This is a genomic window from [Clostridium] aerotolerans DSM 5434 (assembly GCF_000687555.1).
GTDB lineage: Bacteria > Bacillota > Clostridia > Lachnospirales > Lachnospiraceae > Lacrimispora > Lacrimispora aerotolerans.
In genome coordinates, this window is the sequence record NZ_JHWJ01000002.1 from 427,356 (window position 1) to 438,929 (window position 11,574).

Consider the following 11,574-nt stretch of genomic DNA (forward strand, 5'->3'; position numbering starts at 1 on the left):
GTGAAATAATGGCATATGAAGTAACTCAAAAAGACTTGGATTTATTAAAGCAAGGCACCCAGGAAATTTACTTAAAAGTTGAGTTAATGGATTCCACTTTTAAAACATTGGATTCCCTGGAAGGACAAATCATAAATGACAGCTACAGCCAGGACAGCGAATCCATACAGCGCAGAAGCTACCAGTTTGATCTAGTGGTATTAAACTCTTCCTTTATTATTGGGAAAGATAAAAAAATATGGCTGGACAAACGCTTGCGGGTCTTCTACGGAATCAAATCCGTAAAGACAAAAGAAATCATCTGGTATCAATTGGGAGTATTCTGCTATCTGAGCATGAAGTACTCCTTTTCTAATACCGAAAAAAAGCTATCCGTCTCCTGCGGTGACTTAATGTCCCTATACGATGGTACTTTAAATGGCCATCTCCATGGATACGGCTCTTCCAACAACGCCCCTGACTATGCCGTTCAAAACCTCACCATACCAGCCGGTGAGGATATCCGGGCTTCTGTTATTGCAACCATGAAAGAGGCAGAAATCGAAAAATATATTGTTGAGGACATTGGAAAACCAATTCCCTATGACTTGACCTTTGCAACCGGAAGCACATACGCTGATATCTGGCAGAAAATCCGGGATCTATACGATTCCTGGGAATTTTATTTTGATGCAGACGGAACCTTTATCTGGCGTCAGATACCCACCTGTCTGGAAGACCCGGTCATTTTAAACGATACTGTCATGCAGAACATCGTAGTAAATGAAAATGCGGATTCCATATTTGACGGAATCTATAATGTCACTGAAGTCTGGGGCAAGGTATTAACACTGGAGCAGGAAGACCGATACGCAGACACTTCCAGCTATACCAACAATACGTATGGAATTAACCTTAGTATGTACACAGCCTGGGACAGCGTAGATAACCTGACTCAGCTGGCATTTAAAGTTAGTGACACCAATCTTGCTGCTCCCAAATTTACAATCAACAACTTCTCTCCCGCCATTCCTATTTATGACGGCGATGGAAATCCATTAAAGCCAGGGGTACTAAAGAAGGATAATATTTACGTCTTCCGTTACCGGCGTCTCACACCTGACCAAACCGCCTTGTTCCTGTTAGGTCAATTTCAGTGCTATGGAAGATACGTAGAGGAATCACCGGATTGTCCCTACTCAGTGAAAAATATTGGTTATGAAATTTCACAGTCGGTGGATTACGGTAATTTAAGCGACGATGCCGCCTGCTATAATCAGGCAGAATATTTAACCTATAAGTCAACCGCCATGTTGGATACCATAAACTTAAGCACCTTAGTGGTCCCCTGGCTGGAAGTAAACACAAAACTCGAATACACTCCCAGATACAATAAAGAAACCAGCCAGTATATTGTTAAAAATCTAAGCTGGTCAACCGGTGACGGAACAATGAGTATGACTCTTTATAAATTTTTAGAGAGCTATTCCTATGTATATGGAAGAAAAAAGAAAGGAGCTAATTAAGTGAGCTATTCAGAATACCCACATAGTAAATTCCCAGAAACAATCTGCGACCTGCCAAACATGCAGGACGCATCTGCCACCCTTCGCCCTGTAATTGAACAGTATAATGAGGCATGGATGAATAATGATACGGACAAAATGGCCGCTCTGACAAATCAGTATCCAAATCTGACTAAATCATTATTTAATGCAGATAAATTTAACGTCCTGTTGGACGGAGTCAAGGCAACGCAGAAGTTCTTTAAAGAAGAAGTCGATGAAATGATTTTAACAGTTGCTCAGAAAACAGTTGGGATTAATGATTCTGCTGAGGGTGAGGACAAAAAAAGAAATGCTTACTCCGCAGAGAAAACTGATTATTTAACCGGTGTCACCATTGCCACCAATGTAGAAATTCCGGTAAGCGCATGGGATGAGAATTTAACTTATACTTATTCATCTGATAAGATTTTGGAAAATGACAGAGTGAATGTGTTTTTTAACTCTGAAAGCATGTTCCATGCTGCGAAAGCATTTATTGTTGTGAAAGAAAATACAGGCGCCGGGAACTTTGTATTAAAAGCAAATAAACTGCCCAAAAGTGCTTTGAATATTAGAGAAATTGAGGTGATGAGAAAAGATGGCTAAATGCGGAATTACTAATATTAGTGGTGGTGGAGCAGCTAGCTCAGATGATTGTACTGCAACAAAAAATAAAGTGTTAATGGGTTATACTGCTATAACAAAAGATAGTAATGATGAAGTAAATGAAGGAACCATACCTACTCTTGGTGGTAACGCTTTCGGTGGAGCTGATGAAACAGCGTTTGACACATCTCCTATTGTTGGAGCAGCAAACAATAATGCAGTAGGTGCTTTTGATTATCCATTACATGGGTACTTTGATAATGATGCTGTTCGAGTTCATATCCCAAATTTATTACCAAATAATATTAAAGCAGGTGTTAAGGTCGGAGGAAAGAAGGCGTCATTAACAGGGACGTTTACTTCCGATGCAAATGCCCAATCTTCACAAATATTAACTGGCCGATCAGCCTATGTAAATGGTGTAAAAGTAAATGGTACAATGCCAATTCAAAATGCAGAAACGGATGGTGATCGCGTTTGGGCCACCACAGCATCAAACTGGGCTGGAACATTTAATGTCGGTGTGCGAAATGGTTATTATCTTAACGGTGTAAACTGGGTTCGATATGACGTGCCTACGTATCGTCCAGAAAATATTAAAAAGGGCGTTAATATCGGCGGTGTTATTGGGACATGGGAAGGTTGGGTTCCACAGCCCACCGACTTATATTATCGTGGAAATAATATTGCTAATCTTAGTCTTAATTATTATGGTGTCGGAAAAGCAACATTTGAAAGTGGAGGTATTAGAGTCGAAAAGGCCTCTTCATACTTATATACAAGTACACCATTTAATTTCGAACGGTACAATTACATCAATATTGAAATATATTTTGAAACTAAATACAGTACTGTTTATAATTATAGAAATTATGGGGTTAGTGCCGAAATAATACCATCCAAACATACATCGCAAAATAGAAGAACATATATTACAGGAGGCGACAATCGATCATATACCATTTCGATCCCACTAAATGGTTTATCTTTTACTGATACGTACAGACTTGAAATTGGGCATGCCGGTGAATATTACAGTTCTAGTGATGATGATTCTGGTTGGTATTGGTCTTATGAAGACAGATGGATTGGTTGGATTTACAGAATTTGGGTTTCATAAGTTATTAAAAAAATGTTAGTAAAAAATCATAAATATGGAGGGAAATAAATAATGACAACACCATATTTATATGCAGACTTAATTTAAGCGAGTTTTAAGACAGAATTACATATAAGACATTCCTAAAAAAATCAAAAAATGAAGTTAAAGAAATTTTAGACTAGAGGCATTGAAGTATAAAAACTATTTAGGGGAGCATATGAAGAAATCTCTGTAAATGTGAATCTTCTATGATATTGAGTGGGCTGAATTCTTCTAAAAGTAGGTTCAGCCCTTGATTTATATATAACAGCACATGCTGGGCATGTCAAGGGCAAACGGAACTTTCCGTCTGTTTTTTCTCTTATGTCAAACTATTATTCCGGTAGGCGTCCCTCGTACATAATGCTCAATTCACCGTAAACTTGGCCCCAGTTACGGATAGGCATACTCCACCTTTTTGTGGCTTCAAAGGTTGACAGATACAAGGCTTTTAATAAGGCCGTATCACTCGGAAATATACTTCTTTGGCGGTTAAGCTTACGATATGTAGCATTTAAGCTCTCTATGGCATTTGTAGTATAGATAACCTTACGAACATCAGAAGAGAACTTAAAGATAGGAGAAATAGCATCCCAGTTCTGTTTCCAGCTCCTCATAGAGTTGGGATATTTTTCTGACCATCTTTCTGTAACTCGCTCCAGAGCTTCCAATGCTTTTTCCTCCGTCGGCGCCTGATAGATTGTTTTTAGGTCTGTTGCAAATGGTTTCCGTTCTTTATCACCCACATATTTCAGCGTATTACGTACCTGGTGAACAATACATCTTTGATATTCAGTTTTGGGAAAGGCGGTTGAAATTGCTTCTTTGATTCCGGTCAGGCCATCTGCACAGATAAGTAAGACATCGCTCACTCCACGATTTTTAAGCCCGTTTAACACAGATAGCCAGTACTTTGAACTTTCGTTTTCCCCTATTCCAATGGTTAGAACTTCCTTGCGTCCATCGAGATTGATTCCAAGAACAACATAGGCTGCAAGTTTACGAATGACGCCGTTATCTCTTACGGAGTAGTGGATGGCATCAATATAGAGCACTGGATAAATATCGGAAAGAGGACGATTCTGCCAGTCTTCGATTTGTGGAATTATTTTATCTGTTACATCCGATATAAATCCCTCAGAAGCTTCAAAGCCATAGATATCATAAAGAGTGTCAGAAATCTGTCTGGTAGTCATTCCCTTCGCGTACATAGATATGATCTTCTGATCGATATCAGAAATATCTTTCTGTCTCTTTTTCACCACCTGTGGTTCAAAATTAGATTTGCGGTCTTGGGGGACATTGATCTTCATGCTTCCAAAACTACTGTTAACTTGTTTTGTTTTATAGCCGTTACGAGAATCATCATTATCCGATCGTTGGGATTTGTTATAACCAAGATGGTCATCCATCTCTGTTTCCATCATTTCTTTGATTGTGCCGCCAAGAAGATCTTTAAGAGCCTCCTGAATATCCAGAGCAGACTCAATGTCATACTCTTCAAGAAGCTGCCGGATAATGTTACGTTTCCCATCTGTCATTTGTACTTTGTGTACTGGTTTCTTTTCTCTCGCCATAATAAAGGGCCTCCTATGATTTTTTATTTTATCATAGAAGACCCTATTTTACAGAGAAACTTTCACATACTCATTTAGGGAATATAAGGGGATTACTCTTATATTCCCAGATAAAAACATCTAGAAACTAATGATAGCTCTAACTCACTCCCTCAAACACCCCATCCAAATCCCTAACAATCCCTTCATCAATCATCCCCATCCCCGCCATATTCCCAAGCACCTTCATAGCCTCCCCATGAGCCATCCCCTTCCGATAAGGCCTCTCTTCCGTAAGCGCCTGATAAATATCAAGGCACCCCATCAACCGCGAATTAAAATCAAGCGCCTCACCCTTCTTCCCAAACGGATACCCCTTCCCATTCAGCTTCTCATGATGATTCGCCGCCCATTCCGTAATATCCTCAAATCCACTAATCTTCTCAAGTGCAACCCTGGTATAATACACATGCTTTTTCACAACCTTAAATTCCTTATCCGTAAGTGCCCTTGGACAATCCAAAATACTATTAGGCACCGCTAACTTCCCCAGGTCATGTAAATCAGCTGCTATGATTAATTTTGTCCTCTCCTCCTCATCCTTTCCATAATAATCCGCCATTGCTGCTGCCTTTTCCGCAAGCCCGCTAGAATGACGTTTAGTGAAATGAGACTTAGAGTCAATGATTCTGGAAAAAATCTTAGTAATTTTCTGAATTTCCTCAAAGGACAGCTGGCAGTCAAACTCAGGTATCACATCAGAAAGAGCCTTCCCCACATTCTCATCCGCCATCTTCTCCCAAATAGATAAATCCTCCGCCATCTTACGAAGTGCAATTCCCAAGTCCTTAGAAAACACTTTGCCTTCCTCTTGTTTAATCCATTGCACTAGTATTTCCTTCCCATTCCCTGCTTCGTCTGGCTGATATCTGTCCTCAAATCCATCTGCCGCTGCAATGATCTGAGAAATCAAAGGAATTTCATCACCACTTAATCCATAGAATCCGCTTCCGTTATACCTTTCGTGATGATAAAGAATCACATTTTCAGGAGCTGTAAGAAAAGGATAACCCTTAACATTCTTCTCTCCAATTACGCAATGAGCCTTTGACCGTTCAAATTGATTAACAGAAAGCTCTTCTCCCGCCGAAACCTCATATAAACTGGATTCACTTAACCCATTGTCATGAAGCATAGCTAAAGCTGCCGTATCGTAAAGTTCTTCTTTTGATAATCCCAATTCTCTAGCAATGTATAAAGAAATAAATGCCGTTCTTTTCCCGTGATTCGATTGTCTTCCCAACCGATCCATTTCCACAAAATCCAGTGCAAAAGAAACGGAAATCAAAAATTCATTTAAGCTGAATCTCATTATTATTATCCTCTCTCTCTTCGTATCATGTCGTAGCTAAAATGCCAAAAAAGGATGCTATACTTTTGTAAAAATCATGCCATGGCACAGGATACACGTTTGCCTGTACATAGAATGCAATAGACACCAATCTATTTTATCAATAAAAAGCATAATGTCAACTATTTCCAATATACTAAAACACTTAGAACATCAAGTCTATCACTTTAATTCCATTAGCCTTTCTCATCATTATTCAAAAAATCCCTCCTTCAAATACAAGTAAATCTTTCCGAAGCCATTCTCTGATATCCCTAAAAAAACTTACAGGAATCGCCCCCGGTGATACTATCAGCCAGCAACAATTCCTGTAAACGTTCACTTTATCATACTAATTAATTAAACCCCTTAATCAGGAGATTCCCTTATCTCATGTACCTTAATACTCTAGTTCATGTAGTTTTTTTTCTCCGTTTAGATTAATAATACCTGCCTGGAATTCTGGTCTTTTTACTTCCTTTGACTTCATTCCCCAAATATTCAGCCCCATGCCCAAAGCAAAGAGACCAATAAAAACAATAAGCTGCGAGAGTTGATTCCTGTTTGCCAGGATAACAAAAATTCCATAGGCTGCAATTAAAGTAATCGGAATACCCAGTACAAAATAAGGAAATTTTCTAATCATTTTTTTTATCCCCCTCGTATTATTTGATAATTTGATTATACCACAAAATACTGTTAAAATATGTTAATTTTCTCCCATTTGTCACCATCCAGCCATAAAACCATCTGGGAAAAGAAATAAACTAGTTGTTATTTTCTTCCTGCTTCGGTATAATGGATAGAAACAAGTCTATATCACTTCTAATTCTTATATCACTTCTTAATCCCTCTATTTTATTTAGAGGATTAACACATCTTCATTCGTTGTAGATCTGCATAAAGCAATTTACATACATCATATCTAAGGAGGTATACTATGGTATACGAAACATTTCTTGAAACCATCAAACAATCCCTGAAAGAAAGTCTTGGCCCTGAATATACTCTAAGCATTCAGCCCATAACAAAGAACAATGGATTAAGCCTGGACGGAATCTGCATCGGAAGAACCGGAGAAAAAGCGGCACCCACCCTTTACTTAAATCAATTTTACAACTGCCACCAAGAGGGTGTCCCGCTTGATGAAATTATTAATGATATTTTACTGCTCTATCAGGCAAACAAGCTGCCAGATGAAGTCCATCTAACCGATCTCACTTCACCTGACCACATAAAAAGCCGTGTTATTTACCGTTTAATCAATGAATCCGCCAATCAGGCTCAGCTTTCCCAAATCCCACACATCTCATATCCAGCACTTGATTTATGTCTTGTTTTCAGCATCTATGTTCATGAAGCCCAGGACAATCTTTTAACAGCCCTCATTCTCAATAGCCATTTAAAAACCTGGAATCTGTCATTTGGGGAGCTGCAAGAGGCTGCGAAACTCAATACTCCCCGTCTGTTTCCAGCACGAATTCGGTCACTTTCTGAGGTCATAAAGGATATCGCTATAAAATCTTCCCAGGAAGAAATAAGCGAAGATGATCTTCTTGACTTCTTTGAAACAGAGCCCCTTTCCCCTCCCATGTACGTTCTCTCCAACCACACCGGAGTCAGTGGTGCTGCCTGCATGTTTTATGATGGCATATTAAAAGACTTCGCAGCATGCACCGACAGTGATTTAATCATTCTGCCCTCCAGCATTCACGAAGTCCTAATCATTCCTAACAGTAAAAATGTTTCTATCGAAGAACTGGCTGAAACCGTATTTGCTATCAACCAGGAAGAGGTCCCGGTAGAAGACCGTCTTTCCAATCACATCTATTTCTATTCCAGAAGTACGGACCAGCTGTCTGTTGCCTTTACTTCTTCTGTATCAATCGGAACAAAGAATCCATAATAAAAATCGCCATAGCAATGGCACCTGAGATTTGCAGTGTCTGAACCAGATAATGACTGGAAAGCTCCGGATCATTGCTAATTACATAAGAAACACTCCTGTAAATAGAAGCTCCAGGCACAGAAGGCAGAATACCTGCCACTAAGAATACTGTGACTGGGGCTTTAAAAATGCGGGCCGATACATGGCTTGCCAGAGCAACCAAAAGCGTGGATAAAAATGCCGCAGCGGTGACCGAGCCTGCTGCGGTGTCCACCATAAGATAGGAAAGCCAGCCTGCAGCACCAATTCCTCCTGCTAATACCACATACTTCTTCGGCAGCTCCAGAACCAGGGCAAAGCTGATAACCGCAAAGAATGCGCCAATTGTCTGCATTACCATAGTTGTCCTCCCATAAACTGAAACAGCCTGATTCCAGCACCTACCCCTGCTGCTACGGAAAGCGCGATGACGACTGCCTCCATCATTCTGGCTGTTCCTGAAGCATAGTCTCCATTTAACGTATCCCGGATCGCAGTGGTAAATATAACCCCTGGAACTAATGGCATTATAGCTCCAATAATAATGATATCACTTCTGATCCCCGGCAGCAGGAGCTTTTCCACGGACAAAGCAGTAAATGCAATCAAAAATGCGCTGATTCCATTCATACAAAAATCATTGAGCCTGAGACGGCTGGATACCTCCATTGCAACCGCAAGAACCGCTCCGGTTATGGCTGCTGCTAAAAAGTCCCTGCCTCCTCCTCCCAGCAACAGAGTGAAAAATACAGAGACCCCAACAATACCTGCATCCTTTAGCCATCTGCTGTACTGCATCGTGGTACGAATTTCTTTCAGTTTCCCATATGCCTCTTCCACCGTGATTCGGTCTTCACATAGCTTTCTTGATACATCATTTACCAGATACACTCTGTTTAAGTTGGTGGATCTCCCCGTCACTCTCCTGGCAACTGTAATTGCCTCAATGGAAAGGTCATTGAGAGAAGCAAAAATGCCTGTAGAAAAAACAATTGCCTCAGACGTCTCCCGCCCCGCTTTTCGCAAAATATGGTCAATGGTATTTTCCACACGGAAAATTTCCGCACCGCTTATCAACATGATTTCACCTGCCAGTACGGCAGTTTCCACAAGCAGTTTATCATTCATTCATGGATTCCTCAGTGTTAAGTTTATAAGATAAGACTTCCAATCTGAAATACCAGTACAGCGGCTCCCCAGGCAATGAAAATCTGAAAGAGAACCATACCAATCGTCCAGCTTAAAGAGCCGGTTTCCTTCTTAATTGTTGCAACTGCAGCAATACAGGGAGAGTAAAGCAGGCAAAAGATCATGAACGCATAAGCATTCACACCATTAAAACCAAAGCTTCCAAGGCTTCCAAGCAGATTGCTCATTCCTGCTGCCGAGTTTATATTGTTGACACCAAATAAAACAGAAAAGCTTGATACTACTACCTCTTTGGCAGAGAGTCCTGAGATGAGGGCTACAGCGATTCTCCAGTCTCCAAGTCCTGCCGGTCGAAGTACAGGCACAAGAGTACGCCCGATCATGGCTGCAAAGCTATTTTCCACATCTGTTACGAAACCAGACGGACCTCCGTTTAATACGAACCACAAAACAATGGTTGCAAGAAATATAGTTGTTCCCGCTTTGCTTAAATAATCCTTCACCTTATCCCATACATAAATCCCAACGGTTTTTCCATTGGGAGCTTTGTATTCCGGAAGCTCGATAAGAAGTACATCTTCCTCTCCCCTTCCAAGCAGACGGCGGGATCCAAAAGCAATGGCAATGGCAACTAAAAGCCCCACCAGATAAAGGGAATAGGCAACCATCAATGCGTGATCCGGAAAAAACATTTCAGAAAATAACACATAAATAGGCAGCCTGGCTGAGCATGACATAAAAGGCGTAATAAGAATGGTTCTCTTTCTGTCCCTCTCACTTGGAAGGGCTCTGGCTGCCATAACAGCAGGCACGGTACAGCCAAATCCAAGAAGCATAGGAAGAAATGCTTTGCCAGATAATCCCACCCGTCCCATGATTTCATTCATGACATAAGCCACTCTTGCCATATATCCGCTGTCCTCCAAAAAGGCCAGGGCAAGAAATAAGATAAATATATTGGGCAGAAATGTAAGGATACCACCAACACCGGCAATAATTCCATCCACCACCAATGAAGTAATCCAGCCAGAAGCGTGAATCCCAATCATAAGCTGTCTCATGAACACAGAAACATAATCCAGGGCAATTTCAAAATACCCCTTAAGAAAATCTCCCACCGTAAATGTGAGAAAGAAAACAAGTGCCATAATCCCAAGGAAAATAGGTACGCCCAGAATCGGATGTGTCAAAAACCGGTCAGCCGCATCCGTTCGCTGCACTCCCTGTTCTTTTTTTACCAGGCATGCTTTTATTATTTCCTCAATGCGGTTATATTTCTGGCTGATAATCTCCTTTTCATAGTTCTGGTCAATCATATGGTCCAGCTGAATCGGGTGCTCCGTCATAATCTTCTCATCATGCTCTAAATACTTGATAGCATACCATCTTATATTATCCAGGCTTTTATCATTGGATTTTAATATGGTTTGTATTTTTGAAATCTTATTTTCAATCTTGGGAGTATAAGCGACTACCGGTATTTTCCGTATACTCTTATTGGGATTTACCACCGCGGATAAAAGTTCTTTTAGTCCGCTCCGGTTTCTTGCAGAAACAGCTGCCACTGAAATTCCACCAAGCATATCAGACAGCTTAGGGAGGTTTATTTCCATTCCCCTCTCTTCTACGATATCTATCATATTTAAGGCAAGTACCACAGGAATATTAAGCTCCAATAACTGGAGTGTGAGATATAAGTTTCTCTCCAGAGACGAAGCATCTAAAACGTTAACAATGACGTCAACCTCTCCATCTTCCAGGCACTTTCTTGTTACCTTCTCTTCTAGGGTATAGCAGGACAGGCTGTAAATTCCAGGCGTATCTATGACACGTATGGGTATGCCTTTATAACTGGTCATACCTTCCATTCGTTCAACCGTAACTCCCGGCCAGTTAGCCACCTTTAATCTGGCTCCCGTGAATGCATTAAATAAAGTGGTTTTTCCGCAGTTGGGGTTTCCCACAAATCCAACGCGTATTTCCTGATTACCGTCATTCATGGCTGGCTGCCTCCCTTATTTCAATCCCCTCTGATATCTTTCTACCAAGTGCAAGCCTGGTACCCCTTACCTTAATAATTACAGTACCGCTTCCCTTTTTATTCATCAGAGTTATGGGTGTCAGCTCCGTGACCCCCAGGGCTTCCAGCCGCCTCGTAATCGCATCCTTAACCATAACGCTGTACACAATATATGTCTTCCCGATCTCTCCTTCATGCAGCTTCATGATTATCTCCTCCGGATGCCACACTTTAACTTCCTGGTATCCATAGAGATTTT

General features: G+C 40.8%; 11 protein-coding genes. 4 read left to right on the forward strand and 7 right to left on the reverse strand.

The annotated features are described in order from the left end of the window. The first annotated feature begins 8 nt into the window (after positions 1-8). Genes T546_RS0104735 through T546_RS0104745 form a run of 3 tightly spaced genes read left to right on the forward strand, consistent with a single transcriptional unit; the run spans position 9 to position 3,252 of the window. A complete protein-coding gene (locus T546_RS0104735) occupies positions 9-1,505 on the forward strand; it encodes a DUF5048 domain-containing protein (RefSeq protein ID WP_026890636.1) in 1,497 nt (498 codons plus the stop codon). Further along, positions 1,506-2,132 (forward strand): hypothetical protein, encoded by a 627-nt coding sequence (locus T546_RS0104740; protein WP_026890637.1) that lies wholly within the window; start codon positions 1,506-1,508, stop codon positions 2,130-2,132. Continuing rightward, a complete protein-coding gene (locus T546_RS0104745; RefSeq protein ID WP_026890638.1) occupies positions 2,125-3,252 on the forward strand; it encodes a hypothetical protein in 1,128 nt (375 codons plus the stop codon). The genes T546_RS0104740 and T546_RS0104745 overlap by 8 nt, the downstream gene beginning before the upstream one ends. A gap of 356 nt (positions 3,253-3,608) precedes the next feature. Here T546_RS0104745 and T546_RS0104750 read toward each other — a convergent pair whose 3' ends face one another. The 3 genes from T546_RS0104750 to T546_RS0104760 all read right to left on the reverse strand — a co-directional run bounded on the left by T546_RS0104750 (position 3,609) and on the right by T546_RS0104760 (position 6,865). Further along, positions 3,609-4,850 (reverse strand): IS256 family transposase, encoded by a 1,242-nt coding sequence (locus tag T546_RS0104750; protein WP_026890639.1) that lies wholly within the window; start codon positions 4,848-4,850, stop codon positions 3,609-3,611. A 139-nt stretch (positions 4,851-4,989) separates the two neighbouring features. Then, positions 4,990-6,201, reverse strand: a complete 1,212-nt coding sequence (locus T546_RS0104755) for an HD-GYP domain-containing protein (RefSeq protein ID WP_026890640.1) — start codon at positions 6,199-6,201, stop codon at positions 4,990-4,992. A gap of 418 nt (positions 6,202-6,619) precedes the next feature. Beyond that, entirely contained in the window at positions 6,620-6,865 is a 246-nt protein-coding gene (locus T546_RS0104760) for a hypothetical protein (RefSeq protein WP_024837091.1), read from the reverse strand. Positions 6,866-7,159: 294 nt separating this feature from the next. On the opposite strand from T546_RS0104760, the gene T546_RS0104765 reads away from it, so the two are divergent. Continuing rightward, the gene (locus tag T546_RS0104765) at positions 7,160-8,125 is read left to right on the forward strand and encodes a DUF5688 family protein (protein WP_026890641.1); all 966 of its coding nucleotides are present in this window, start codon (positions 7,160-7,162) and stop codon (positions 8,123-8,125) included. Here the strand turns inward: T546_RS0104765 and T546_RS0104770 are convergent. The 4 genes from T546_RS0104770 to T546_RS0104785 are packed head-to-tail and all read right to left on the reverse strand — an operon-like array spanning position 8,088 to position 11,521. Further along, positions 8,088-8,507 carry a threonine/serine exporter family protein gene (locus tag T546_RS0104770; RefSeq protein WP_026890642.1) on the reverse strand — a complete coding sequence of 140 codons (420 nt, stop codon included), beginning with the start codon at positions 8,505-8,507 and terminating at the stop codon, positions 8,088-8,090. The two genes, T546_RS0104765 and T546_RS0104770, sit on opposite strands and share 38 nt — an antisense overlap. Beyond that, complete coding sequence (locus tag T546_RS0104775) at positions 8,501-9,274, reverse strand: threonine/serine exporter family protein (protein WP_026890643.1); 774 nt, start codon at positions 9,272-9,274, stop codon at positions 8,501-8,503. The genes T546_RS0104770 and T546_RS0104775 overlap by 7 nt, the downstream gene beginning before the upstream one ends. Positions 9,275-9,297: 23 nt before the next feature. After that, a complete protein-coding gene (gene feoB, locus T546_RS0104780; RefSeq protein ID WP_026890644.1) occupies positions 9,298-11,295 on the reverse strand; it encodes a ferrous iron transport protein B in 1,998 nt (665 codons plus the stop codon). Next, on the reverse strand, positions 11,288-11,521 hold the full coding sequence (locus T546_RS0104785) for a FeoA family protein (protein ID WP_024837096.1): 234 nt from the start codon (positions 11,519-11,521) through the stop codon (positions 11,288-11,290). Before T546_RS0104785 ends, feoB begins: the two co-directional genes overlap by 8 nt. Positions 11,522-11,574 lie beyond the last annotated feature (53 nt).